21 protein-coding genes are annotated in these 25,291 nt (G+C 75.8%); 13 read left to right on the top strand and 8 right to left on the bottom strand.

Going from position 1 to position 25,291, the window contains the following annotated elements; translation table 11 throughout:
• The first annotated feature begins 166 nt into the window (after positions 1–166).
• The 5 genes from V6V16_RS20970 to V6V16_RS20950 all read left to right on the top strand — a co-directional run bounded on the left by V6V16_RS20970 (position 167) and on the right by V6V16_RS20950 (position 7,998).
• On the top strand, positions 167–1,126 hold the full coding sequence (locus V6V16_RS20970; protein WP_334564559.1) for a hypothetical protein: 960 nt from the start codon (positions 167–169) through the stop codon (positions 1,124–1,126).
• Positions 1,127–1,130: 4 nt separating this feature from the next.
• Positions 1,131–2,732 carry an asparagine synthetase B family protein gene (locus V6V16_RS20965; protein WP_334564557.1) on the top strand — a complete coding sequence of 534 codons (1,602 nt, stop codon included), beginning with the start codon at positions 1,131–1,133 and terminating at the stop codon, positions 2,730–2,732.
• Positions 2,733–2,978: 246 nt separating this feature from the next.
• Positions 2,979–5,666: a fibronectin type III domain-containing protein gene (locus V6V16_RS20960; RefSeq protein ID WP_334564556.1), complete on the top strand. Its 2,688-nt coding sequence runs from the start codon at positions 2,979–2,981 to the stop codon at positions 5,664–5,666.
• A 104-nt stretch (positions 5,667–5,770) separates the two neighbouring features.
• The gene (locus V6V16_RS20955; RefSeq protein ID WP_334564554.1) at positions 5,771–6,610 is read left to right on the top strand and encodes a hypothetical protein; all 840 of its coding nucleotides are present in this window, start codon (positions 5,771–5,773) and stop codon (positions 6,608–6,610) included.
• The gene (locus V6V16_RS20950) at positions 6,607–7,998 is read left to right on the top strand and encodes a lasso peptide biosynthesis B2 protein (RefSeq protein ID WP_334564552.1); all 1,392 of its coding nucleotides are present in this window, start codon (positions 6,607–6,609) and stop codon (positions 7,996–7,998) included. The genes V6V16_RS20955 and V6V16_RS20950 overlap by 4 nt, the downstream gene beginning before the upstream one ends.
• Here V6V16_RS20950 and V6V16_RS20945 read toward each other — a convergent pair.
• The 5 genes from V6V16_RS20945 to V6V16_RS20925 are packed head-to-tail and all read right to left on the bottom strand — an operon-like array spanning position 7,986 to position 11,155.
• Positions 7,986–8,264, bottom strand: coding sequence for a PqqD family protein (locus V6V16_RS20945; RefSeq protein WP_334564549.1), 279 nt, complete (start codon positions 8,262–8,264; stop codon positions 7,986–7,988). The two genes, V6V16_RS20950 and V6V16_RS20945, sit on opposite strands and share 13 nt — an antisense overlap.
• Complete coding sequence (locus tag V6V16_RS20940; RefSeq protein WP_334564546.1) at positions 8,261–9,472, bottom strand: asparagine synthase-related protein; 1,212 nt, start codon at positions 9,470–9,472, stop codon at positions 8,261–8,263. The genes V6V16_RS20945 and V6V16_RS20940 overlap by 4 nt, the downstream gene beginning before the upstream one ends.
• Positions 9,473–9,479: 7 nt before the next feature.
• Positions 9,480–10,343 (bottom strand): ABC transporter permease, encoded by an 864-nt coding sequence (locus tag V6V16_RS20935; RefSeq protein WP_334564544.1) that lies wholly within the window; start codon positions 10,341–10,343, stop codon positions 9,480–9,482.
• Positions 10,340–10,954 (bottom strand): ABC transporter ATP-binding protein, encoded by a 615-nt coding sequence (locus V6V16_RS20930; protein WP_334564542.1) that lies wholly within the window; start codon positions 10,952–10,954, stop codon positions 10,340–10,342. Before V6V16_RS20930 ends, V6V16_RS20935 begins: the two co-directional genes overlap by 4 nt.
• A gap of 39 nt (positions 10,955–10,993) precedes the next feature.
• Positions 10,994–11,155, bottom strand: a complete 162-nt coding sequence (locus V6V16_RS20925; RefSeq protein ID WP_334564540.1) for a lasso RiPP family leader peptide-containing protein — start codon at positions 11,153–11,155, stop codon at positions 10,994–10,996.
• Between the two features lie 248 nt (positions 11,156–11,403).
• Here V6V16_RS20925 and V6V16_RS20920 point away from each other — a divergent pair, with 248 nt between their 5' ends.
• On the top strand, positions 11,404–12,333 hold the full coding sequence (locus tag V6V16_RS20920) for a PfkB family carbohydrate kinase (protein WP_334564538.1): 930 nt from the start codon (positions 11,404–11,406) through the stop codon (positions 12,331–12,333).
• 436 nt (positions 12,334–12,769) lie between these two features.
• On the opposite strand, the gene V6V16_RS20915 is transcribed toward V6V16_RS20920, so the two are convergent.
• A complete protein-coding gene (locus V6V16_RS20915; protein WP_334564536.1) occupies positions 12,770–14,221 on the bottom strand; it encodes an LVIVD repeat-containing protein in 1,452 nt (483 codons plus the stop codon).
• Positions 14,222–14,357: 136 nt separating this feature from the next.
• Here V6V16_RS20915 and V6V16_RS20910 point away from each other — a divergent pair, with 136 nt between their 5' ends.
• The 5 genes from V6V16_RS20910 to V6V16_RS20890 all read left to right on the top strand — a co-directional run bounded on the left by V6V16_RS20910 (position 14,358) and on the right by V6V16_RS20890 (position 20,439).
• Positions 14,358–15,056 (top strand): DUF305 domain-containing protein, encoded by a 699-nt coding sequence (locus V6V16_RS20910; RefSeq protein WP_334564535.1) that lies wholly within the window; start codon positions 14,358–14,360, stop codon positions 15,054–15,056.
• Positions 15,057–15,117: 61 nt separating this feature from the next.
• Complete coding sequence (locus V6V16_RS20905) at positions 15,118–16,353, top strand: sensor histidine kinase (protein WP_334564533.1); 1,236 nt, start codon at positions 15,118–15,120, stop codon at positions 16,351–16,353.
• Positions 16,350–17,015 carry a response regulator transcription factor gene (locus V6V16_RS20900; RefSeq protein WP_334564532.1) on the top strand — a complete coding sequence of 222 codons (666 nt, stop codon included), beginning with the start codon at positions 16,350–16,352 and terminating at the stop codon, positions 17,013–17,015. Before V6V16_RS20905 ends, V6V16_RS20900 begins: the two co-directional genes overlap by 4 nt.
• Positions 17,016–17,164: 149 nt before the next feature.
• Positions 17,165–17,959 carry an ABC transporter ATP-binding protein gene (locus V6V16_RS20895; protein WP_334564530.1) on the top strand — a complete coding sequence of 265 codons (795 nt, stop codon included), beginning with the start codon at positions 17,165–17,167 and terminating at the stop codon, positions 17,957–17,959.
• The gene (locus V6V16_RS20890; RefSeq protein ID WP_334564528.1) at positions 17,956–20,439 is read left to right on the top strand and encodes an ABC transporter permease; all 2,484 of its coding nucleotides are present in this window, start codon (positions 17,956–17,958) and stop codon (positions 20,437–20,439) included. Before V6V16_RS20895 ends, V6V16_RS20890 begins: the two co-directional genes overlap by 4 nt.
• A gap of 60 nt (positions 20,440–20,499) precedes the next feature.
• On the opposite strand, the gene V6V16_RS20885 is transcribed toward V6V16_RS20890, so the two are convergent.
• Both V6V16_RS20885 and V6V16_RS20880 read right to left on the bottom strand, forming a co-directional pair.
• Positions 20,500–21,762 (bottom strand): nucleotide sugar dehydrogenase, encoded by a 1,263-nt coding sequence (locus tag V6V16_RS20885; RefSeq protein WP_334564526.1) that lies wholly within the window; start codon positions 21,760–21,762, stop codon positions 20,500–20,502.
• A 175-nt stretch (positions 21,763–21,937) separates the two neighbouring features.
• Positions 21,938–23,302: a serine/threonine-protein kinase gene (locus V6V16_RS20880; protein WP_334564524.1), complete on the bottom strand. Its 1,365-nt coding sequence runs from the start codon at positions 23,300–23,302 to the stop codon at positions 21,938–21,940.
• A 543-nt stretch (positions 23,303–23,845) separates the two neighbouring features.
• On the opposite strand from V6V16_RS20880, the gene V6V16_RS20875 reads away from it, so the two are divergent.
• Together V6V16_RS20875 and V6V16_RS20870 are read left to right on the top strand one after the other, a co-directional pair.
• Positions 23,846–24,475, top strand: coding sequence for an RNA polymerase sigma factor (locus V6V16_RS20875; RefSeq protein ID WP_334564521.1), 630 nt, complete (start codon positions 23,846–23,848; stop codon positions 24,473–24,475).
• A gap of 16 nt (positions 24,476–24,491) precedes the next feature.
• Positions 24,492–25,259, top strand: coding sequence for a hypothetical protein (locus V6V16_RS20870; protein ID WP_334564519.1), 768 nt, complete (start codon positions 24,492–24,494; stop codon positions 25,257–25,259).
• Positions 25,260–25,291 lie beyond the last annotated feature (32 nt).

Below are 25,291 nucleotides of genomic sequence, written 5' to 3'. Positions count from 1 at the left end.
ACGCTGGCGCGCGCGGCGTCCCGGCCCGGCCGCCGGGTTCGCCGCGGCCGGAGACCGACCCCGCTGGGGGAGATAGGAGGATTGTTCGGGCTCATCCCGTCCCGCCTGCTTACGGTGTGTTCAGGGCCGTACAGGCAGTGACGTCGTGACGGGAGAGGACCCGACCATGCGAGTGCCCAGCCGAAGCCCGGGCCAGCGGCCCGGCTCCTCCGTCACGCCTCCCGCGCGCGCCCGCCGGCGGCTGCCCGGCGTACCGCCCAGAGCCGCCGCGCCGGACCTGGACGCCTACCGGGCCGCCGTGGCCGAGCTGCTGGTCGAGGTCGGGGCGCTGGCCGGGGAGTCCTGCGCCGCCGCCCGGCAGGTGCTGGTCGACCAGCGGCTGCGCGAGCCCGCGATCGCCGCCGTGCTCGACGCCACCCCGCAAGGGCTGATCGGCGCCCGCGAGACGCTGCTGCTGGAGATGGCGCGCTACCAGCCCAACACCCGTAGTTCCGCCGCCGACCTCACCGCGCTGGTCCGGATCTACCTGCTCTCCCGCGTCGACGTCATGTGGTGGCGCGGCGCCCCCACCTTCCTCACCGACGCCCAGGTCGAGGCCAGTCCCGACCTGGTCGACCTGGAGTGGCTGCGCCGGCGGGACCTGCTGCGCTTCCGCTACACGGAGCAGCCGCGGACGCTGCTCGGGCGCGGCGTGCGGGCCGCGCGGCGGCGGCTGCGGCCCGACGCGACGCCGCGGACCGCCGGACTGCGCCTGCGGCGCGCCCGCCGGGAGATGGTGGCGCTGCTCAACGACGTCGGCCGGGAACTCGCCGCGAGTACCCCGCCCGCCACGCCGCCGCTCTGGGTGACCAGCCTGGTCCGCAGCGCCGAGCACCAGCACCGGCTGCGCCGGCTCGGCTACGCCGCCATGGTGCCCAGCGGCCACTGCCTCGGCTGGGCGGCCGACGTCGAGATGGAGTGGTTCGGCCGCTTCGGCGTCCGGGACACCCTGGCCGAGCTGCTGCTGGCGCGGCAGCGGGCCGGCGAGATCAACGTGGTCGACGAGGGGCAGGCGTGGCACCTGTGCCTCGCCCCGGCGGCCCGGCGGCGGCTGCGCCGGGCCTACGAGGCCGAGATGGGGATCTGAGTCCATGTGCGGCATCGCGCTGAGCCTCGGCCCCGAGGCCGATCCGACGACCTTCCGGCGGATGCTCGCCACCCTCTCGCCCCGCGGCGAGGTCACCGAGACCCGCTACGAGAACGGACTGCTCACCGGCGTCCGCCGGCTGCCGGTCCTGGACGCGGCGCGCGCCGCGCAGCCGTGGGCCGCCGCCGACGAGCGGTGGTTGCTCTGCTGCGACGGCGAGGTCTTCAACCACCGCGAGCTGCGCGCGGAGCTGACCCGCCGCGGGCACCGCTTCCGCGGCGCCAGCGACGCCGAGGTGGTGCTCGCCGCGTTCCTGCAGTGGGGCGAGGGCATGGTGCGGCGGCTGCGTGGCGAGTACGCCCTCGCCGTGGTGGAACGGGCCACCGGACGCGCCTACCTGGTCCGCGACCCGCTCGGCGTCAAGCCGCTGTACTGGGCCCGGACCCCCGGCTGCCTGCACCTGGCCAGCGAGGTCAAGGCGCTGGTCGGGCACCGCGCCCCGATCGCCGAGGTGCCGCCCGGACACCACGGCTGGGCCGAGCCGGACGGGTCGGTCCGGCTGCGCGGGTACGTGGACCTGCGCACCCTCGGCGAGGGCCTGCCGGTGGTGGACGACCCGGACGAGGCCGCCCTGCTCGTCCGGGTCGCCCTCGCCGACAGCGTCCGGATGCGGGTGGACACCGACCGCACGGTGGGGGTGGTGCTCTCCGGCGGGTTGGACAGCTCGCTGGCCCTGCTGTACGCGCGCGAGCTGCACCCGGACTGCGTCGCCGTCACCGTCGGGGTACCCGACAGCCCCGACGTGGCGTACGCGCGGCGGCTGGCGAGGGACCTCGGGGTGCCGCACGAGGTGGTCGAGCTGCGCCCGCGCGACATCCGGCTGGCCGACATCCGCGAGGCCATCCGGATGTCCGAGCTGACCGAGTACGGCGACATCATCAACGCGGTGGTCACCGTGCCGCTGTTCCGCCGGCTGCGCGAGCTGGGGGTGCGGGTGGCGCTCACCGGGGACGGCTCGGACGAGCTCTTCGGCGGCTACCCGATGTACCGCCAGGTCGGCCCCGAGGCGTCCCGCCGACTCTTCCTGCACAGGCTGCGCAACCTCTGCCGTACGGAGTTGCAGCGCGTCGACCGGGCCGGCATGGGGCACGGCGTGGCGGCCCGGGTGCCGTTTCTCGACCTGAGCCTGGTGGAGCTGGCCATGCGGCTGCCCATCGGGCTGAAGGTGCGCGCGGGGCAGGAGAAGTGGATCCTCCGCCGCGCCTTCGCCGACCTGCTGCCCGACTACGTCCGGCAGCGGCCGAAGAACCCGATGTCGTACTCCTCGGGGCTGCACGAGCGGGCCCGGCTCTACAAGCCGCTCTTCGCCCGGCTGCACCGCTCGTTCGGCTACCACCTGCTCGAACCGGTGCGCCGCGACTTCGACAGCGTGCTCACCCGCTGCGGCAACGACCTGGACCGGGCGCTCGCGGCCGGCCGGGAGCGCCCGGACCACACGGTGCTGGAACACGCCCGGGACCTGGTGGGGGCGGCGAGGTGGAACGCCGCGCCGGTGGTGCGGCGGCTGGTCCGGCCGCGCCCCACCCGGCGGTCGCCGGCCGGCTGAGTCGGATTGCCGACTCCCGCCGCGCGGGCGGCGCCGCCCGCCGAAGTGCGTCGCGGCCGGAACGCCAGTTGAACCGGGGTAACTGGTAGAAAAGCATAGACACCCGCCGTTTGAAGGTGAAAACGGATCGGATGTCCACCGGTCACCTCAGTGGTAGGGACTTCAGGCACGGGTCCGACAGGAGCACGCCGCCCGCCTTCCTTCCGGGGGTGATCCCACACATCCCCCGGAGAGGGAGAACTCCGTATGTCCCTGGAGCACCGTGTCCACCCGAGGGCGGCCTTCGCCGCCGCCCTGCTGCTCTTCGTCGGCCTGCTCGTCGCACCGACCTCCGCCTCGGCCCGGGACCCCGGCCGGTCCGCCCGGCCGGTGTCGGCCCTGCCCGCCCGGCACGAACCGTCGGCCGCCCCGGCCAACCCGACCGACCTGGCCGCGAAGCCGCCAGCGGCCCCGGCCGCTCCCATCGTCACCCGCCGGGGCGCCACCGCCACGGTGACCTGGAAGGCGCCCGCCGCCCACGGCGCGGACATCACGACGTACGTGGTGACGCCGTACCGCGACGGCAGGAAGGCGAAGCCCGTCTCCTTCGACGCGTCGACCACCAGCCGCAAGATCTCCGGGCTGGCGCGGAAGGGGACGTACACCTTCACCGTCGCCGCCAGGAACCCGGCCGGGACCGGCCCGGCCAGCCCGCGCTCCAAGCCGCCCCGGATCACCGCCCTGCCCGGGGCGCCGACCGTCATCGCGGTCACCGCGGACACCGCCTCGGCGGTGCTGAGCTGGACGCCCGGCCCCGACGGCGGCTCACCGATCACCGGCTACGTGGTCACCCCGTACGTCGGCGGGGTGCGCCAGGCCGCGCAGACCTTCGGCCCGGCCACCACCAACACCGTCACCGGGCTGACCCCCACCACCACCTACCGGTTCACCGTGGCCGCCCGCACCGCCGAGGGCATCGGGCCGGAGTCGGCCCCGTCCGACGAGGTCACCGCGAACGTGTCGCCGACGCTGCTCTTCGACGCGCCGCCGGCCGGCACCGTCGGGGTCGCCTACGTCGCGACGCTGAACGTCACCCACGGCGTGCCGCCGTACATCTGGTCCGTCGACTCGGGCACGCTGCCGCCGGGTCTCGTGCTCAACCCGATCACCAACGGCATCTCGGGCGTACCCACCACCGAGGGCGACTACCCGCTGGTGATCCGGGTGGTGGACTCGGCCGGCAAGTCGGGCACCCGCCTGATCATCCTGGTGATCAACAAGGCGCCCGTCCTGTCCTTCCCGGCGCCCCCGCTGGGCGAGGTCGACGCCGCCTACGCCTACCAGTTCACCGTGATCGGCGGGACCGCGCCCTTCACCTGGTCGCTGGCCTCCGGCACGCTGCCCCCCGGGCTCACCCTCAACCCGACCACCGGCCTGCTCTCCGGCCGGCCGACGGTGGCCGGGGCCTACCTGTCCACGATCCGGGTGACCGACGCCAACGGGGTCAGCGCCGGCAAGGTGATCCGGCTGGTGATCCAACCGCCCAGCGTGATCACCCTGACCGCCTCGACGAACGCCACCACGTTCGGCACGGCGGTCCACTTCGACGCCGTCGTCGGTCCGGGCGTCGCGGAGGGATCGGTGACCCTCGTCGACGAGCAGCCCAACGGGGTGGAGACGCCGCTGGGCACCTTCCCGGTGGTGCTCAACACCGCCTCCTTCGACGTCCAGGTCCCGGCCTTCGGCGTCAACCGCTTCCGCGCCCAGTACGACGGGACCGACCCGCTGGGCGAGGCGGTGTCGAACGTCGTCGAGATCGAGGTCTCCGCCGCGCCCGGCCAGGTGCTGATCGAGCAGTTCGCCCAGTCCGGCGTCGCCGGCCCGACCGACCAGTACGTCTCGCTGGTCAACACCACCGGGGTCGCGCTGCCGATCGCCGGGTTCCGCATCGAGGCCCCCGGGGGGGTCGCCGTGGTCCTGCCGGGCACCGCCCGGCCGCTGGCCCCCAACCGCGGCTTCCTGGTGAGCGCCCCGAACTACTCGCTGGCCGCCATCCAGCCGGATTTCGTGGTGGCCGGCCTGGGCCAGGGCGGCCTGCGGCTGGTCGCCCCGGACACGAAGGACACCGTGGTCGACGCCGTCGGCCCCACGCCGGGCTTCTCCAGGGGCACCCCGCTGCCGGCCTTCGGCAGTCCCCCGTTCGTGTACCACGCGTGGAGCCGGCTGAAGGCCGGCGGCAAGTCCAAGGACACCGGCGACAACGCGGCGGACTTCCGGCTGGTCGCCACCGTGCAGGGGCCGATCAACGGGGTCCCGGCGGCCCTGGGCTCCCCGTCGCCGTACAACACCCTGGGCATGTACCAGCAGAACGCGGCGATGCAGTCGACGCTGCTCGACCCGGAGGTGGCCCAGGCGCTTGCGCCGAACCGGGTCCGTACCGCGAACCGCCTGGTCATCCGGCGGACCATCACCAACCGGTCCACCAGCCCGGTAACCCAGGCCCGGATCCGGATCACCAGCCTGAGCCAGGCCAACGGCGCGCCGTATCCGGGCGGGACGTCCCCGGCCGTGCACGCCCACCTACGCCTGATCAACCCCGCCAACCCGAGCACCGAGATAACGACCAGCGACGGGCGGACCCTCCCGGTCCGCAACCTGTCGATGGACGCGCCGGCCACCGATCCGCCGGGCGGCGGGCTCGGCAGCACCCTGTCGATCCCGTTCGGGCTGGGCGGGCTGCGGCCGGGCGGGCAGGTGCACATCGCGCTGACCTTCGCCATCGACGCGCCCGGGCCGTTCTGGGTCGGCTACGACGTCGACGCGCTCGGCGGCGGTCCCGTCCCCCGCGCGGCCAAGGCCGCGAAGGGCAGCAAGGCGGCCAAGGAACAGGCGCGCGCCGCCCGCCGCCTGGCCGAGTCCCGCGCGTTGAGCGTGGTCAGCGGCACCCTGCGCTGACGCCACGACCGGTGGCGCGGGTGGCGGGTCAGCACGGACGCCACCCGCGCCGTCCGGCGCGCTGCCGGCGGAAGGAGGAGAGAGAGGTTGAGCAGGAGATGCGGATGACCGGACGGTCCGTCTACGGGCTGTGCGTGCACGGACTGGACGGGGTCGCGGAGCTTCCGGCAGCGCGGGACACCCGGCCCGGACACCCGGCCGTGCTGGTCCGCCAGGTCGCCGGCCCCCCGCCCCCGCCGGCCCCGCTGACCGGGCGGCGTGGCGTACGGGTCCTCGCCGACGGCCGCACCCTCGAGGTGGACCGGGAGCGCGGCACCGCGACCTTCCACGGCCCGCCGCTCACGCCGGACGTGCTGGCCCACCCCTACCTCGCGCCGGTGGCGACCACCTTCAACCGCTGGGCGGGACGGGAGACCTTCCACAGCGGCGCGTTCGTCCGGGCCGGCCGCGCCTGGGCGGTGGTCGGCCCGCGCACCGCCGGCAAGAGCAGCCTGCTCGCCGCGCTGGCCGCCCGGGACGTGCCGGTGGTCGCCGACGACATCCTCGTCCTCGACGGTGCGGACGTCTTCGCCGGCCCGCGCTGCGTCGACCTGCGGCAGCCCGTGCCGGGCGCCACACTGCCCACCCGGGCGGTGCGCTCCGGCGAGCGGCTGCGCGTGGGGTTGCCGCCGATCGCGGACCGCGTCCCGCTCGGCGGGTGGCTCTTCCTCGGCTGGGGGCTGAGCGTCGCGCTGGACCGGGTGCCCGGCCCGACCCTGCTGTCCCGACTCGCCGCGCTGCGCTCCTTCGGGTACCTGCCCTCCGATCCGGCGGCGCTGCTGACGGCCGCCGCCCTGCCGGCCTGGGACCTCCGCCGGCCCCGAGACTGGTCGGCACTGGACGACACCTTCCGGCTCATCGAGGACACCCTCGCCCCCGGCCGCGTCCTGGGGGCGCTGCGGTGACGGCCGTACCGGCGGCGGTGCGCTGCCTGGCACTCGACGCGACCGCGGCCGTCGTCACCCGGGCCCTGGCCGAGCAGGGGGTGGAGGCCGTCCTGCTCAAGGGCGCCGGGCTCGCCCGCCGGCTCGGTCTGGAACGGCAGCGGATCTACTCGGACATCGACCTGCTGGTGGCCCCCGCCAGCTTCGCCACGGCCCAGCGGGTGCTGGCCGACCTGGGCTGCCGCAGCGCGCTGCCGGAGGAACGGCCGGACCGCCGGTCGCACTGGTACGAGCGGCCGTGGCGGGTACCCGGCCCCGTGCCGCTCACCGTCGACCTGCACCGCGGCTTCCACGGGGTGGCGGACCCCGAGGCCCTCTGGAGTTCGCTGTCCGGTGCGGCGGTGCGGATCCCGCTGGCCGGCGGCACGGTCGCCGTCCCCGACGAGACCGGCACCGCCCTGCTGGTCGCGCTGCACGCCGCCGCGCCGGGCCGCTCCGGACGGCCGCTCGCCGACCTGGAACGGGCGCTGGAGGTCTTCGCCCCGGAAACCTGGCGGGCGGCGGCCGACCTCGCCGCGCGGACTGGCGCCGTACCGCTGTTCGCCCTCGGGCTGCGCCTGACGCCGGCCGGCGCGGAGCTGGCGGCGGCCCTGGGCCTGCCCCGACGCACCACGCCGGCGCTGTGGATCAGGGCGCACCGGGGCTCGCCGGTCGCGTTGACCCTCGCCCAGCTCGCCGAGCTGCCCACCGCCCGCGACCGGCTGCGACACCTGGTACCCCGGCTCTTCCCGTCGCCCGCCGCGATGCGGCACTCCAGCGCGCTGGCCCGGCGCGGCCCGGCCGGGCTGTTCCTGGCCCACCTGGCGCGGGTGCTCCGCAACCTCGGGCGGCTACCGGCGGCGCTGGCCGAGCTGCGGGTGGCGGGCCGGGCCGTCCGACGGTCGGCGGTGGCCGACCGGCCGCGCCCACCGGGACGGGGAGCCGCCCGCGGCGGCGCCCTGCCGGCGGTGTTCCGGCTGGCCCGCCGCGGTGGGCTGCCCGCCCTGCGTACCGCCCTCTGGGCGGCGCGGGCGGCGCGGCTGGCCCGGATCCAGGTCGCCCGGCACGATCTGGCGTCCGTCCGGCTCCCCGCCCCGCCGCCGGGCGCCGGCGCCCACCGGCACGCCGTGCTCGGCGTGCTGCGCCGGACGGGGGCCAACTGCCTGCAGCGGTCGCTGGTCCTGCAACGCTGGTACGGCAGCCAGCGCGTCGCCCGTACCCTGGTGATCGGGGTCACCGCGCCCAGCTCCGGCTTCCACGCCCACGCCTGGCTCGACGGGGAGACCGACGCGCGGCGCGAGGCGATGGTGGAGATCCTGCGCCGGCCGACGCCGCAGGACTGGCTCACGGATGCCGCTCAGGGCTCCTGAAGCAGGCCGTGGCCGCGCAGGTCGGCGAGGAAGGCGGCAACGTCGGCCCGGGCCCGGTCCCGGCCCACCTCCGCGCCCTCGAGCAGGGCGGTCACCAGCTCGCTGCCGGTGGCGCCCTCGACAAGGCGCGGCCAGAGCAGCGCCCCGGACCCGCTCAGGCCGAAGTAGACGGACTGGCCGGTGTGCAGGACGACGACCTCGTCGCCGGCCAACCGCCAGGCCACCCGGGCCGGGTCGACCCGGTGCACGATCTCCTGCTCCGTCATGACCTGACCTCCGCGTCGGGTTCGGATCCGCTGGCGGGAACGGCTGGTCCCGGTGCGCCGGTGCCGGCCGCGGCGGAGGCAGCGCCGCCCGTCGGCCCGGTGGCCGCGCTCGGCGTCGGATTGGCCGCCAGCCAGAGCTGCTGCACGAGGCCGGCGGTGCCGCCCGGGATCGGCCACCGGGACCAGAGCGAGCGCAGGGCCGCGGCGTCCACCAGCCGCGGGTCGACGCCGTCGCCGTCCCAGGACCGGACGAACTCCCGGGTCGTCGCCCGCAGGAAGACCTCGAGGAACCGGGCCTTACGGCGGGGCGCCGTGACCTCGACCGGCAGGGAGCCACCGACGATCTCCGCGAGCAGCTCGTCCCGGGTGGGGCGCCGGCGCCCGCCGGCCAGGCCGCTCAACGCGGCCAGGAACCCCTCGTCGAGCAGCGGCTGGGTGAGCGCCACCCGGTGGTCGGCGGCCACCGCCCTCAGCGCCGAACAGGTCAGCAGCAGGTCCCGGCGGCGGGTGTGCCAGGCGATCCGGGGGCCGAGCTGGCGCGGCTCCGCGCGCTGTTCCGCGCGCAGCGCCCGATAGACCTCCCGGGCCACCTCCGGCCGTAGCCAGGGGAGAAGCTTCGTCGGCCGGGAGCTGCCGGTCAGCAGGGCGCGCCCGGCCCGGCGCACCCGACGCAGCCGGGCCCGTGACGACGCCGGCGGCCGCCAGCCCGCCAGGATCTGGTCGCCACCACCCCCGGTCAGCAGCGCGCCGCCGGTGGCCAGTTCCACGATCGGCAGGTGCAGGTGCAGGTTCACCGGGTGCAGGACGCCGTAGCGGTGCAGGAGCCGACGGGCCACCGGCCCGATCAGGTCCAGGTCGTCGTCCGCGCGAAGGATCTGCCACGACCCCTCGATCCGCAGCGCCCGCACCACCCGCTCCTGCCAGGACGACTCGTCGGCCCGGGGTGCGCCGGTGAACCGCCAGGTGACCGCGATCGGGTCCGGCAGCCCCTCCCGCCGCGCCGCCCGGACGGCGACGGCCAGTACGAGCGACGAATCCAACCCACCGGAGAAGCTGACCACGCACGGCGGTCGGCGCAGGGCGGGAAGCACCGCCTCGTCGAGTGCGCCCAGCGGGTCGGGCACGGTCGCGGAGAGCGGTCGCGGCAGTGCGGGACCGACGCCCAGCACCGTGCCGGAGGCGAGGTCGAACGGGGTCGGACGGAGCATGCGTACCTCAATCGCGGGTCAGGGTTCCCCGCCGGGCGGCGGTGCGCACCGCCCGGCCGAAGACCCAGATCGACAACGGCAGCAGCAGCGCGGTGGCGCCGAGCAGCGCGACGGCCGAGCTGCCCCACTCGCCGCCGGTCAGCGCCGCCCGGAGGCCGTCGAGCGCGATCCGGCTGGGCAGCACGGTGGTCGCCGCCGGCAGGACGCCCGGCAGGACGGTGACCGGGAAGTAGGTGCCGGAGAGGAAGGAGAGCGCCACGACGAAGAGCCGGGCGGCGGCGTCGCCGTGCCCGACGGCGACGGCGAGCGCCGCCAACACGATTCCGGCCCCCATCAGGGCCGCGCCGCCGGTCACCAGCACCGCCACCACGCCCCACCAGTCGGCGCGGCCCACGCGCAGTCCGAGCAGCGAGCCGAGGACGGCGAGGTAGATCCCGGCCCGCAGCAGCGCGAACAGGAACGGATAGCCGGCGATGCCGACCGCCAGCGCGCCCACGGGGACGGGCTGGGCGGCCAGCATCTCCAGGGTCCCGGCGCGCTGCTCCCGGGTCACCCGGCTGGTCAGCTGGGTGCTGGCGGCCTGCAGGACGAGCATGAAGGTGATGCCGACCGCGACGAAGTCGAAGTAGCTCGCGGAGCGGGCGAGGTCGCTGCCGGCGGAGGGTGTCAGCACCCGGGAGATGAACAGGAAGACGACCAGGTTCACCATCCCGAAGGCCAGGTCCAGCAGGAGCGGCAGCCGGAACAGGCGCGGTTCGGCGAGGTCGCGGCGCACCAGGGTGAGCACCACCCCGACGCCACCGGCCGACCGTCGTGACGAGAGCGCGCCGGTCCACCGGACGGCGGCCGCCGTGCGGGTCGCCGGGGTCATCCGGGGGCCACCAGCGTGAGCGACGACCGGCATCTGCTCCGGTCGTCGGGATCGTGGGAGGCGATGACGCAGGCCAGGGTGGGCCGCCGGTCGAGCGCCTGCCACAACAGCTGCCGGGCCCGCTCGTCGAGCGAGCGGCCCGGCTCGTCGAGGAGCAGGAGCTCCGGCTCGCCGACGAGGGCGCGGGCGATGCTCACCCGGGCGCGCATCCCGGCGGAACAGCGCTCCACCGGCAGGTCCGCGTAGCCGGAGAGGTGGAACTCGTCCTCCATCCCGGACACCGCGCCGCGGACGTTCCGTCGGGGCAGCCGGAGCCGGGCCACGAGCGCGAGGTTCTCCCGCGCCGACAGCTTCTCGTAGAGGCCCTGTTCGGGGGTCAGACAGACGCCGGTCAGGCGCCGGGCGGCCAACGAACCGACCGGATGGCCGGACACGGTGGCGCGCCCGGCGCTCAGCGTGAGCGTCCCGGACAGGCAACGCAGCAGCGTGGTCTTTCCGGCTCCGTTGCCGCCGTTCAGGAACACCCGGTCACCGGCCGGTACGTCGAGGTCCAGATCGGTGAAGACCAGGCGTCGGCCGAACCGCCGCGCCGCGTGGCGGAGCTCAAGCATCGGCGACACCCCGACCGCCGGCCTGACCGTACGGGCGGCTCAGAGCGAGCCGTCGCCCTGGCCGCCCAGCCCGTCGTCCGGCCCGACGGTGCCGCCCCGGGTCAGCTCCCCGAGGGTCCCCAACCGTTGGATCGTCGGCGCGCGGTACTCCGCGGCGTCCATCCTGGTCCGCCCGGTCTCGGTGTCGTGCTGCTGTTCCATGCTTCTCCCCACTCTGTTCCGTGTGGATTGAGGGTAAACGGCATTCCGGCGACTACCACCTAAAAACGCCGTAGGCGCGGAAACAACGTGATGAGTCAGGAAACTTCCACCGTCGGGGTGACCGGCCCGCGGCAGACCGGGAACTCCCGGGGTCACCGGCCGCACCCGCGGGAGCGCCGGGCACCGCCCGTACGACGCCTCGGGCCCGGCGCGGATCAACCGCGGCGGTCGTGGGTAGTGGTCCGGGCATGACGGAACTGGACGTGATGGTGGTCGGGCAGGTGGCCCGGGATCTCGTGCTGCTGGTGGACGGGGTGCCGGAGGCCGGCGGGACCGTCCCCGTGCGGCGGCGGCGCGAACTGCTCGGCGGCAAGGGGGCCAACCAGGCCGTCGGGCTGGCGCAGCTCGGCGCCGCCGTCGGCCTGCTCGGGGTGGTCGGCGACGACGAGGTGGGGGAGCGGCTGCTGAGGCGGGCGCGGGCCGACGGCATCGACGTCGAGTGGGTGCGGCGCCGGTCGGGCACCCCGACCGGGCTCATCGTCGACGTGGTCGACGCCGAGGCCGACTGGCGCTACCTGGAGGACCTTCCCGAGGCCACCCTGCTCACTCCCGACGACGTGGCCGGGGCGGCGTCCGCGCTGCGGGCCGCACGGGCCGTACTGGTGCAACTGCAACAGCCGGCGCGGGCCGCCCTCGCCGCGGCCAGGATCGCCCGGGAGGCCGGCCGGCTGGTCGTGCTCGACGGCGCGCCGACCGACGCGGCCGACGCCGACGCGCTGCTCGCCCTCGCCGACGTGCTGCGGGCCGACGCGCGGGAGGTCGAGCTGATCACCGGCCACGCGCCGCGGGACGCCGACGCGGGGCTCGCCGCCGGGCGTGCGCTGCTCGATCGTGGCCCGTCGCTGCTGGCCATCGAGGTGGCGGGGGAGGGCAACGCGTTCGTCTGGCGAGACGGCGAGCTGTTCCTGCCGTTGAGTGACACGCCGACCGTGGACGACACCGGGGCCGGGGACGCCTTCGTCGCGGCGCTGACCCTCGGCGTGCTGCGCGGCGAGGCCCGCGAGCGGATCGCGCGGCACGCCGTCGCGGCGGCCGGTGCCACCGTCGGCCATCCGGGCGGCCGGCCCGCGCTGACCCCCGAGGCGATCCGCGCGCAGCTCGACCGGATCCCCGCGTGAGCGGCGCTCACGCCACCGGCAGCCGGCCGCGTCGCCGTCCACCCCGGGTACGACACGTCGACGACGGAGATGCTGGCGTACGCGTCCGGCGGTCGGTGCGCGACGCCGGTGCCGGGTCGGGGTCCCAGGCGAAGTCGCGGGCGGACAGCGCCCGGTCGGGGTCGCCGGTGGCGCGGAGCGAGCACCCGAGGGACCGCGCCGCGGCGGCGGCCCCGCTCGGTCGTCCGTCCAGGACGGTTGTCCGTCGCCGGGTGGCGCACGGCAATGAGCCGAGTCAGCTCGTCGTGCACACCTCGGACGGCAAGATCGAGACGGAGTGCACGTACCAGAACGACCCGTACCCGCCGGCCGGCTGAGCACCGCTGCGGCGTCCACCGGGGACACGAACGGGCCCGGCCCCGAGACAGGGGGCCGGGCCCGTCGACGCGGTGGGCGACTACCAGCTGAGGTAGCTGGGCTGGGTCTGCGCGTTCAGCTGCCGGTACCGGACGAGGTTCGCCGTCCAGGTCCGCCAGTCGGTCAGCTTCAGGACGTCGAAGCCCTTCTGCATGTCGTTGGAGTAGATGTAGCCGTTGTAGTAGTACGCGGACCAGGAGCCGCCGCCGGTCAGCCGGTCGGCCGACAGTGGACCCCGCTCCCAGAACGCGATCTCCTTCGGGTTGGCCGAGTCGGTGAAGTCCCAGACGGAGATGCCGCCCTGGTACCACGCCTGGACCATGATGTCGCGTCCGAGCACCGGGATCAACGAGCCGTTGTGCGCCACGCAGTTCTCGGTCTCGGCGTTGATCCGGGGGATCTTGTAGTAGCTGCGGAAGACCATCTCGCGGGCGTCACCGCGACCGGTGACGTCGTAAATAGCGTTGGCACCGCGCTCCGGGCCGATGGCCTCGGTGCAGGTGGCCGCGCCGCCGCCGCCCAGCTCGTCGGTGAAGACCACCTTGGTGCCGGCGTTGTTGAACGTGGCCGAGTGCCAGAACGCGAAGTTGACGGTGTCCCGGACCCGGTTGATCAGCCGGGGCACCTCGCGGTTCGAGATGTCCATCAGGATGCCGTCACCCATGCACGCGCCGGCGGCCAGGTCCTTCTCCGGGTAGGCGGTGATGTCGTGGCAGCCGGTGGTCGCCGAGCCGCCGGGCCGGCCCTGGTAGCCGCCGTCCGGGAAGAGGTTCGGGGAGGCCACCACCGCCGCGTCGGTCGGCGACCTCAGCGGCACCTTGACGATGGAGATGGAGTCGTGCGGGGGCTGGCAGTCGGGGAACTCCGCCCGCGGGCTGTACGAGGAGACGTACAGGTAGACGTTCTTGCGGTCCTTGCCCGGCACGAGGGTGTGGGTGTGCGACCCGCAGGCCGTCTCCACCGCCTTGACGTAGCGCGGGTTGGCCTTGTCGCTGATGTCGAAGACCTTGATGCCCTCCCAGGACGCCTTCTCCGTCGCCGGCGCGCTGGTGCTGTTGCAGGAGTCGTCGCTGCGCGAGGAGTCGGTGGAGAGGAACAGCAGGTTCCCGTGGACGGAGATGTCGTTCTGCGACCCCGGGCAGTAGACCTGCGACACCACCGTCGGCGCGGTCGGCCGGGAGATGTCGTAGACGACGAAGCCGTTGTAGTTGCCGGCGAAGGCGTAGTCGCCCTGGAAGGCGAGGTCGCTGTTCGTGGCGTCGAGCGGCGCCTGCTTCGGCAGGTTGGCGACCTGGCGGAGGTTGGGGCTGCTGACGATCTCGTCGACGCCGGGGATGGCGTTGGGCGCGTCGGCGGTGGCGGCCGGGGCCGACCGTGCCGCCGTCCCGGCGGTGCCGGGGGTGGCGGTGGCGAGGCTGGCGAGGAGGAGGCCGGCCGCGGCCAGGCTCACCGTGGTGAGCCGTCGGGCCCGGGGGGAGCGGGGACTGGTCATCGGCGATGCCCTTCGAGGGGATGACGATTGCGCACACCCTACCGCCCAATTAGTTCCATCGATGTGACATGAATCACATCTGAGGTCTTCGGTCGATGGATACCATCGCGGTGACCTCTACCGAGATGGGTGGCTCATGACCAACCGTCGCGCTCGGACGCTGGCCGTCGTCACACTCACACTCACGCTCCTGCTGACGGCGGTGGCCGTCGTCCTGTCCCGCACCGGCGACGACCCCCGCGCGGATCGGGGGCGACCCGTCGCCGCCCCCACCCCGACGTCCGAGCCGGTCGGGCCGGGCCGGCCGGCCGTGATCGTTCCCGGTCGGCCGGGCGAGAGCGCCGCCACCCGCCCCGCCGAGGAGCTGCGCGACGCCGCCCAGGCCCGGCACAACGCCATGGACGTCTCGTTCGTCCGGATGATGATCCCGCACCACGCCCAGGCGCTGGAGATGGCGGAGCTGGCCCCCGACCGCGCCGGCGCCCCGGCCCTGCGCGCCCTCGCCGAGCGGATCCGGGCCGCCCAGGGCCCGGAGATCGGCCTCATGCGGGGCTGGCTGCGGGAGCGGGGGCTCCCCGCGGAGGCGGCGGGGCACGAGCACGCCGGCATGCGGGGCATGCAGACGCCCGAGGCGATGCGGCAGCTCGCCGCGGCGCGGGGCACCGAGTTCGACCGGCTCTTCGTGCGGATGATGACGGAGCACCACCAGGGCGCCGTCCGGATGGCCACGGACCTGCTCAAGGTCGGCTCCGACCTCACCCTGTCGGAGTTCGCCAACTCCGTCGCCACCGAACAGACCGTCGAGATCGACCGGATGCGCGAGCTGCCGACCTGAGCCGTGCCCCGCGCCGGCGGTCCCGGCCCGGCCGGCCCCTGACCCGCGACCCGTACGCTGGGTGACCGTGAACCGCACGATTCTCGGCCGCCCCGTGCGCAGCGTCGCCTTCGACGTCCTCGTCGCCGCCTGCGTGGCCCTCCTCGGCCTCGCCGGCCTGGCGAACCAGCCCGGCGGGTGGAGGGCGAGCCTGGTCGGCGCCGCGATGGCGGTGGCGGTGCTGTTCCGCCGGGCCCACCCGTCGGCGGTCGCCGCCGTGGTGGCGGCCCTCGCGTTGGTGCAGGTGGCCGCCGGGTGGGGGCCGCTGGCCTTCGACGTCGCGGTGCTGATCGCCCTCTACAGCACGGTCAAGTACGCCGAGCGGCTCCGCGACGGGGTGCTCGCCGGGATCGCCGCCGCCGTCGGGGTGCTGCTCGCCGCCGTCCAGACCCAGGGGGTCGTCGCCTGGTGGGCGACGGCGCTCTACTACGGCCTGGTCACCGGGGCGGTCTGGCTGGTCGCGCTCAACGTGCGGACCCGCCGGTTCTACGTGCTCAGCCTGGAGGAACGGGCCGCCACCCTGGAACGGGAACGCGAGGCGGAGGCGCGCGCCGCGGTCGCCGGGGAACGCACCCGTATCGCCCGGGAGCTGCACGACGTGGTGGCGCACAGCATGGCGGTGATGATCGTGCAGGCCGACGGGGCGCGGTTCATGCTCGACCGGGAGCCGGAGACCGCCCGCCAGGCGATGAAGGTGGTCGGCGACACCGGCCGCCAGGCACTGGAGGAGATGCGCCGGCTGGTCGGCGTACTGCGCGAGCCCAGCGAGCCGGAGCCGGCCCCCGGCCCTGGCCCGGCGGGCGGCGCCGGGGTGGCCGCCGACCCGGAGCACCGCCGGATCGCGCTGGCCGAGCTGCCGGCCCTGCTCGACCGGTTCCGCGCCGCCGGCCTGCGGGCCCGGCACACCGTCACCGGGCCGCCGGCGCCGCTGCCGCCGGGGCTGGAACTGACCATCTACCGGGTGGTGCAGGAGGGGCTGACCAACGCCCTCAAGCACGCCGGCGTCGGCGCGGGCGTCGAGGTCACCCTCGCCCACGGCGACGACGCCGTGCTGGTCCGGGTGGTCGACGACGGGCACGGCCGGCCGCCGGTCAGCCCGGCGCCCTCCGGCGGGCACGGCCTGGTGGGCATGCGCGAGCGCGTCGGCGTGTACGACGGCAGCCTCACCGCCGGCCCGCGACCGGCCGGGGGCTGGCAGGTCGAGGCCCGGCTGCCGCTGGCGTCGACCCCCGGGACGACGGAGGTGACGGCGGCGTGACGGTCCGGGTGGTGATCGTGGACGACCAGGCGTTGGTGCGCGCCGGCTTCCGGATGGTGCTGGGCTCGCAACCGGACCTGGAGGTCGTCGGCGAGGCGATCGACGGCGCCGACGCCCTGCGCCTGCTGGCCCGCGTCGAGGCCGACGTCGTGGTGATGGACGTCCGGATGCCGACCATGGACGGGGTGGAGGCGACCCGCCGGATCTGCCGGGAGCGTCCCACCGGGCCGCCCCGGGTGCTGGTGCTGACCACCTTCGACACCGAGGAGGACGCCTTCGCCGCGCTGCGGGCCGGCGCCAGCGGCTTCCTGCTCAAGAACGTCCCGCCCGAGGAGCTGCTGGCCGCCATCCGGGTGGTCGCCGGGGGCGACTCGGTGGTCGCCCCGTCCATCACCCGCCGCCTGCTCGACCGGTTCGCCGCGAGGCTCGGCCCGGGCCCGGTCGAGGACCCCCGGATCGGCCAGCTCACCGAACGCGAGCGGGAGATCCTCCTGCTGGTGGCGCAGGGGCTCTCCAACGCGGAGATCGCCGCCCGGGTGCACGTCGCGGAGGCCACCGTCAAGACGCACGTCGGGCGGATCCTGGCCAAGCTCCAGCTCCGCGACCGGGTGCAGGCCGTGGTGCTGGCGTACGAGAGCGGGCTGGTCACCCCCGGCGGCTGAGCGGGCCTACGACCCAGGTCGTACGGGACCGCCCGGTCAGGGGCGCCCGAGGTCGCAGCGGGAGCGGGCGCGCGGGTGGACGCGGCGGGGCAGGGCACGCCCATAGCGTCGGAGACGTCCCAGCCACGATCACCACGGGGGAGCTCCACGTGTCCGTCGCACCTCCCGCGCACGCCACCGCCGGCGTCGCGGTCACCGCCCGCGGCCTGTCCAGGCGGTACGGCTCCGGCCCGGCGGCCGTCGTCGCCCTCGACGACGTCGACGTCGACTTCGCCGCCGGCCGCTTCACCGCCATCATGGGCCCGTCCGGCTCCGGCAAGTCCACCCTCATGCACTGCCTCGCCGGCCTGGACCGCCCCACCGCCGGCAGCGTGCGCATCGGCGACGCCGACCTCGCCCGACTCGACGACAGGCGGCTCACCCTGCTGCGCCGCGACCGGGTCGGCTTCGTGTTCCAGAAGTTCAACCTGCTGCCGGCGTTGACCGCCGAGGAGAACATCGCGCTGCCCCTGGCGATCGCCGGGCGCCGGCCGGAGCCGGCCTGGCTGCGTCAGGTCGTCGCCGCGGTGGGGCTCGCCGACCGGCTGCGGCACCGTCCCGCCGAGCTCTCCGGCGGGCAGCAGCAGCGGGTCGCGGTCGCCCGCGCGCTGATCACCAGGCCGTGGGTGGTCTTCGCCGACGAGCCGACCGGCAACCTGGACTCGCGCTCCGGCACCGAGGTGCTGCGCCTGCTCCGCGAGGCCGTCGACACCCTCGGCCGGACGGTGGTCATGGTGACCCACGACCCGTCCGCCGCCGCCCACGCCGACCGGGTGGTCTTCCTCGCCGACGGCCGCCCGGTGCAGGATCTCACCGCGCCGACCGCCGAGCGCGTGCTGGACGCGCTCGGCCGCCTCGACCCGGCGCGGGTACCGGCCGCCGGCCGCGAGGCGGTGACCCGGTGATCCGGCTGACGCTGCGGCAGCTCCGCGCCGAGGCGGTGCGCCTGGTGCTCTCGTCGCTGGCGATCGTGCTCGGCGTCGCGTTCGTCGCCGGCACGCTGATCTTCGTCGACGGCATGCGCGCCGGCGCGTACGACCGGGCCGGGGCGTTCGACAGGCACACCGACCTCGCCGTGTACTCCGCCACCGACGACCCGCTGCCCGCCGGGCTGGTGCGGCGGGTGCGCGCGATCGACGGGGTCGCCGCCGCCGAGGGCGAACTGCTCGCCTCGGGCGGGATCGTCGGCGCGGACGGCCGCCCCGTGCTCGGCTACGCCGTCCTCGCCGCGATCCCCACCGACGCGGCCCTGCGCTCGTACGACGTGGTGGCCGGCCGGCTGCCCGACCGCCCCGGCGAGGTGGTGCTGGACGCGCCGACCGCCGCCGAGGAGGGCTTCGCCCTCGGCGCGCCCGTACGCGTCGGCGGCGGCGGGGGAGCGGCCCGCCCGTACACCCTGGTCGGCACGGTCGACGTGGCCGGCACCGCCCGGGACGTCGGCGGCCCGTTCATCGGCCTGGTCGGCGCGGACGCCCTCGCGGTGGCCGGTCAGCGGGGCTACGACCGGATCATGGTGGCCGTCCGGCCGGGCGCCTCCGAGCGGGCGCTGGCCGAGCGGGCCGCCGCCGTGGCCGGCCCCGGCGCGACCGTCAAGACCCGCCAGCGCGTCCTCGACGACGCCGTCAGCGACGCGGTCCGCGACCTGCGGCAGTTCAACATGGTGCTGCTGACCTTCGCCGGCGTCGCCGTGGTGGTGGCCGGCTTCGTCATCGCCAACACGTTCGCCATCGTGCTGGCCCAGCGGACCCGCCGGACCGCGCTGCTGCGGCTGGTCGGCGCGACCCGGGGCCAGCTGTTCCGGGCCGCGCTGCTGGAGGCCGCGCTGGTCGGGCTGGTCGCCGCCGCGGCCGGCGTGCTGGTCGGGGCGGCCCTGGCCGGTGGCATGGGCCGGCTCGTGACGCGCCTCGACGCGCCGGTCTCCGGCGGGCTCACCGTCACCGCGCCGACCGTGCTGGTCAGCCTCCTCCTGGGCACGGCGATCACGATGGGCGCCGCCCTGCTGCCCGCCTGGCGGGGCACCCGGGTCGCCCCGGTCGCCGCGCTCACCGACGCGGCGGTCCAGCCCGCCCGGGGTGCCGGCCGGCTCCGGCTGACCGTCGGGGCGCTGGTCTTCGCCGCCGGCGTCGCCGCGCTGGCCGGCGCCGCGTACGCCCTCCAGGTGGTGCTGGTCGCGGCCGGCGGCGTGCTCACCTTCCTCGGCATCGTGCTCTTCGGCCCGGCGCTCGTGCCGGCGCTGGTCCGGGTGCTCGGCTGGCCGGCCCGCTGGCTGTTCGGCGCGACCGCCGGACTGGCGGTCGCGAACGCCGTACGCAACCCGCGCCGGATCGCCGCGACGGCCACCGCCCTGGTGATCGGGATCGGTCTGGTGTCGGCCTTCGTGGTGGGCGCCCGCAGCACCAAGGAGGGCATCGAGCGCAGCGTGGACGCCGAGATCGGGGTCGACTGGCTGGTCACCGGGATCGGCGGCGACCTGCCGGCGCCGCTCGTGGCCGAGCTGCGCGCGCGACCCGAGCTGGCGGTGGTGCACGAGCAGCGCGGCGCCGTCGCCGCCGGCGTGCGGGTCCGGGCCGTGCACCCCGCCCTGGTGGGCCGGACGCTGACCGGGGTCGTGGCCGGACGGCTCGACCGGCTGGGGCCGGGATCGGCGCTGGTGCACCGGGAGCTGGCCGAAACCCGCGGCTGGTCGCCCGGCTCCACCGTCACCGTGCGCGGCCGGTCGTTGCGGGTGGCGGCGGTCGTCACCGCCGACGGGCCGCCGCTGGCCGGCGACTCTGTCCCGGCCAATCATGTGATCGACGTGGTGGAGGCCGACTTCGCCGCCCTCTTCCCCGACGAGCGGGGCCACCTGGCCGAGATCGACCCCGCCGACGGGATCTCCGCCGGTCAGGCGCGGGCCGCCGTCGAGGCGGTGGTCACCCGGTATCCGACGGCCAACCTGATGGACCAGGGCGCCTACAAGAAGATGCTCACCGGCACGGTCGACATGCTGCTCGCCTTCGTCACCGCGCTGCTCGGCCTGGCCGTGGTGATCGCGCTGGTCGGGGTGGCGAACACACTGAGCCTGTCGGTGGTGGAACGGACCCGGGAGAACGCCGTGCTGCGCGCGGTCGGGCTGACCCGCACCGGGATGCGCGCCGTGCTGGCCGTCGAGGCGGTGCTGACGGCGCTGGTCGGCGCGGTGCTCGGGGTCGGCCTCGGCACCGGCGTCAGCGCCGCCGCGATGGCCCTGCTGGGCCGGATCAGCGGGGACTTCGCCGTGGTGCTGCCCGTGGGGCAGCTCGCGCTGATCCTCGGGGTCGCCGTCACGGCCGCCCTGCTCGCCTCCGTGCTACCGGCGCGCCGGGCACTGGCCCGGCCGGTGGTCGAGGCGCTCGGCGACCAGTGACATCCGCCGGCCGGTCCCGTCGCCCGCCCGGGGCGGCGGGACCGGCCAGCGGTGCCGGGTCTACAGGCGCTCCACCGCCGGGCCGGAGCACCGGTTGCGGGTGTCGAAGACGTACCGGGCGTGCCGGGCCACCAGGTCGTAGTCGAAGTCGTCGTGGTCGGTGACCACGACCACCGCGTCTGCCGCGCGCAGCTCCCGCTCGGTCAGCTCCACCACGAGCACGCCGCCCGGGATCTGGTGCGGCTCCGCGTACGGCTCCACCGCCCGCACGTCCGCGCCCAGGGCCTGCAGGCGCCGGGCGACGTCGACGGCGGGGGAGTCGCGCATGTCGCCGGTGTTCTTCTTGTACGCCAGCCCGAGCAGCAGCAGCCGCGCCCCGCTGACCGTACGGCCGGTCCGGTTCAGCCCGTGCATGATCCGCTGGGCCACGTGCTCGGGCATCTCGTGGTTGACGTCGTTGGCCAGCTCGATGAACCGGAACTGCCGCCCGAGGCGCCGCTTGACCTGCCAGGACAGGTAGCAGGGGTCGATCGGCAGGCAGTGCCCGCCGACCCCCGGGCCGGGGCGGAACGGCATGAAGCCGAACGGCTTGGTCTCCGCCGCCTCGATGGCCTGCCAGACGTCGATGTCGAGGTGGTGGGAGAGCATGGTCAGCTCGTTGATCAGGGCGATGTTCACCTGCCGGAAGGTGTTCTCGATCAGCTTGGTCAGCTCCGCCACCCGGGTGGAGTCCACCGGTACGGTCCGTTCCACCAGCCGGCGGTAGAACCCGTCGACCCGGGCCAGCGCGGCGGCGTCCGTCCCGGAGACCACCTTCGGGGTGTTCTCCAGGCGCCAGCTGCGGTTGCCCGGGTCGATCCGCTCGGGGCTGTAGCCGAGATGGAAGTCACCCGGGCTGCGCAGGCCGCTGGCCGACTCCAGCAGCGGGCGCAGCAGCTCCTCGGTGGTGCCGGGATAGGTGGTGGACTCCAGGATCACGGTGCAGCCCGGCCGCACGTACGGGCCGATGCCCTTGCCGGACTGCTCGACGAAGCTGAGGTCGGGCGTGCCGTCGCGCAGCGGGGTGGGCACCGTGATCACGCAGATGTCGAAGCCCTCGGCGTCGGCGTACTCGGTGCTGGGGTGGTAGCGGCCGCTGCCCAGCGCCCGGCCCAGCCGGTCGGTGGGGATGTCCTCGACGAACGACTCGCCGGCCGCGAGCCGCTTGACCCGCTCGGCGTCGACGTCGAGGCCGACCACGTCCAGGCCGGCCTCGACGGCCCGCATGGCCAACGGCAGGCCGACGTACCCCTGGCCGATCACGACCAACTTCTCAACGCTCACCCGGGCTCCCGAGGCAGACGGCGGAACTACCTGCCTGGGAGCCTAGAGCGATCTCTGTGCCCGTACGTCCGGTTTGGGATTATCGGTGCCGGTGGGGTGGCCCCGGCCCGGCGGTGCGTGCGGCCGGGGCCACCCTCGCGCCGGAGCCGCCCCGCCGCGCGGGGCGGCGGGCCGGTCAGACGGCCGGCGGGTTCTCCGGCTCGGCCGGGGTGGTGGTCTCCGTGCCGGTCGGCTCCGGCGCCGAGGTGGTGGGCGCCGGCCCGCCCGTGGGGGGCGCGGTGACGGGCGGGTCCGGGCTGACGCTCGGACGCGGCCGCCCCGGGCCCGTCGAGCGGCTCGGCTGCGGTGACGCCGGCGACCCGGTGGCCGACGGCGACGGGCTGGAGGTGGAGCCGGCGGGCCGGAACGGCCGACCCGGGTCGACGGGGGCGTCGTCCTGCGGGGGCGCCTCCGCGCCTCCGCTCGGCACGGCGGCCGGGGCGGTGGGCGACGGGACCTTGACCGCCGGCGCGTCGGCCTCGCCGTCCGCGCCGAGCGCGACGCCGAGCCCGACCAGCGCCACCAGCACCGCGGCGGCCGCGCCGGCCAGGGTGCCGCGTCGTCCCCGCCGGGCGCCGGAAACGACGGCCCGCTGGTCGGTGCGGGTGCCCCGCTCGACACCGCCCGAGGCCACGGCGCCCGCGGCGGGCACCATGGCGGTCGGCGCGGACGGGTCGGACACGGCGGCGCGGGCGGCCTCGGCCATCGCCGCCCCGCTGCTGAACCGGTCGGCCGGATCCTTGGCCAGCGCTCGGGAGACCAGCGCGCGCACGGCCTCCGGGATGTCGTGGGACAGCTCCGGCGGCTCGTCGTCGAGGTGGCGGACGGCCACCTGGAGCGGGTTGTCCCCGGTGAACGGCGGGCTGCCGCTGAGACAGCAGTAGGCGACCGCGCCGAGGGCGTAGATGTCGGTCGCCCCGGACACCGGCCGGCCGGAGGCCTGCTCCGGGGCCATGTAGAGCGCCGTGCCGGGCACCGCGTTCGTGCTGGTGATGCTCGTGACGTTCGTCGAGCGGGCGACCCCGAAGTCGACCAGCACGACGCTGCCGTCCTCCTGCACCAGCAGGTTGCTCGGCTTGACGTCGCGGTGCACGATCCCGCCGAGGTGCGCGGCGTGCAGCGCCTGCGCGACCTGTGCCACGATCGCCATCGTCTCGGCCACGTCGAGGCGGCCGGCGGTCTCGATCCGCTTGGAGAGCGGCTGGCCGGTCACGAACTCCATGACCAGGTAGTCGGCCCGGCCGCCGTCGGGCAGGTCGTCCTCGCCGCAGTCGAAGACCTGGACGATGCCGGGGTGCCGCAGGGCGGCCATGATCCGGGCCTCGGCGCGGAAGCGGGCGATGAAGTCGGGGTCGGAGACGAGCGCCGGCAGCAGGACCTTCACCGCGACCTGACGGCCGAGGACGAGGTCCTTGCCCCGCCAGACGTCGCCCATGCCGCCCGTGGCGACGCGCTCGTCCAGGCGGTAGCGACCGCTGAGTACGACCTCCGATGACAACACAGCATTACCGTACCCAGAGCGGCGGGGATCGGCGCGCCGCGAGCCGGCGGCCCGAGCCACGCCGGTGGCCCGGCGGGGGCGGCGGGACCGGGCCCCGCTCGGCTACGCTGTGAGCGCCCGCGGACTGCCCGTGACGACAATCGCCCAAGGCCGCCGTGCGCTGGGCGAATACGCCGTCGGCCGGCGGCACTCGCGGGCGTAGCGCGTCGACGGTCCCTGGCGTTACACCGACCGGCCGCCTGATCGGCTAGATAATTCTCACTCTTTTGCCCACCGGGCCGACTTGTCCGATCGGCCCGACACTCCTAGCCTTACCCCGACTCCGGGCCGCCGAGCGGCGGCGCCACGGCACCCGCGCCGCCGGTCGTGCCACGGCGCGAGTCGAGACGTACCGTCCGGGCCGGCGCGGCCCCGGGCGTGACCAGGTCAGCGGGGGGCTGAGGGTGCGGGATCGGGTCCGGCTGGCGGACCGTGCACGGCCGGCACACTCCCACGCCGGCGCGCACGGCGGTCGGTTGTCCACCCCATGGGACCGGCGGCCCCGTGGCGGGTGAGCTGAACGACGCCGTCACGGCGGCGCAGGCCGGCGACGAGGAGGCGTTCCGTTTCCTCTACCGCAGCCTCCAGCCCGGCCTGCTGCGCTACCTGACCGCGCTGGTCGGCGCGGACGCCGAGGACGTCGCCTCGGAGACGTGGCTACAGGTCTCCCGCGACCTGCCCAGCTTCACCGGCGGGGAGTTCCGGGCCTGGACGGTCACCATCGCGCGCAACCGCGCCATGGACCACCTGCGCCGGCAGCGCCGCCGCCCGTCACTGCCCGTGCCGGTGCAGGCCCTCGCCGAGCTGGCCGGCGACGCCGACACGGCCGAGCGGGCCGGCGAGACCATCGGCACCGAGGCGGCGCTCGCGCTGATCTCCACGCTGCCGCCCCGCGAGGCCGAGGCCGTCCTGCTGCGCGCCGTCGTCGGGCTGGACGCCGAGACCGCCGGACGGGTGCTCGGCCGCCGGCCCGGCGCCGTGCGTACCGCCGCCCACCGGGGGCTGCGCCGGCTCGCCGCCCTGATGCAACGCCACGACCCGACCGGGTCGACGCCCGCCCCCGAGGCCGCCGCCCCGCCCCGCCCGCGCGCCGGCCGGCAGCAGGCGCCGCACGCCGAGCCGGCGGACGGCTGACGTGAGGGGACCCAGGATGTTCTTCCGCCGGACCGGGCGGCCCGGCGACCGCGCCGAGTCCGACCGGCTGCTCGACGCGGCCCGCACAGCTTCGTCCGCCCCGTCGTCCGGCGCGGACGCGGAGCCCCTCGCCCGGCTGCTCTCCGCCGCCGCCGCCCCCGCCCGCCCCGGCGAACTGGCGGGGGAGGAGGCCGCCGCGGCCGCATTCCGGGCGGCCCGCGCGGCCGGCCCCGCCACCGCCGCGGCCCCGTCGCCACGCCGACGCCGGTTCACCGCCGGCGCCATGGCCTGGGCCACCGGGATCGTGGTCACCGTCACCGCGGGCGCCGCCGTCGCGGCCGCCACCCTCGACCGTGCCGACGATCCGGCCCCGCCGCCCCGCCCCACCAGCCCGGCGCCGGCCAGCACGGGCCCGGAGGGGGACGCCCCGACCGGAGCCACCGCCGGCACCGACCCCACCGGCACCCCGCCCCGCCCCTCCGCGTCCCCCACCCCGTCGGGCACGCCCGACCCGCGCGCCACCGCGGCCGGCGAGCCGGAGCCGCCGGAGCAGCACGCCGAACAGCTGCGCGGCCTGTGCCAGGCGTACCTGGCCAAGAAGCCGGCGCAACGGGAGAAGGCGCTGGACACCCCCGCCTTCGCCCGCCTGGTCAGCGCGGCGGGCGGCCGGGACCGGGTCGAGGACTTCTGCGGGGAGTTGCTGCCCGGGGCGGCGGCGAAGCAGTCGCCGAGCAAGCCGCCGAAGAAGGGGCCGACGTCGCCGCCCCCGGCCACCGCCGACTGACCCGTCGCGGCCGCCGCGCCGCCGACCGGTTC

The organism is Micromonospora sp. CPCC 205561 (genome assembly GCF_036906775.1).
Classification (GTDB): Bacteria; Actinomycetota; Actinomycetes; order Mycobacteriales; family Micromonosporaceae; genus Micromonospora.
This window is presented reverse-complemented; position numbering and strand designations above follow the sequence as displayed.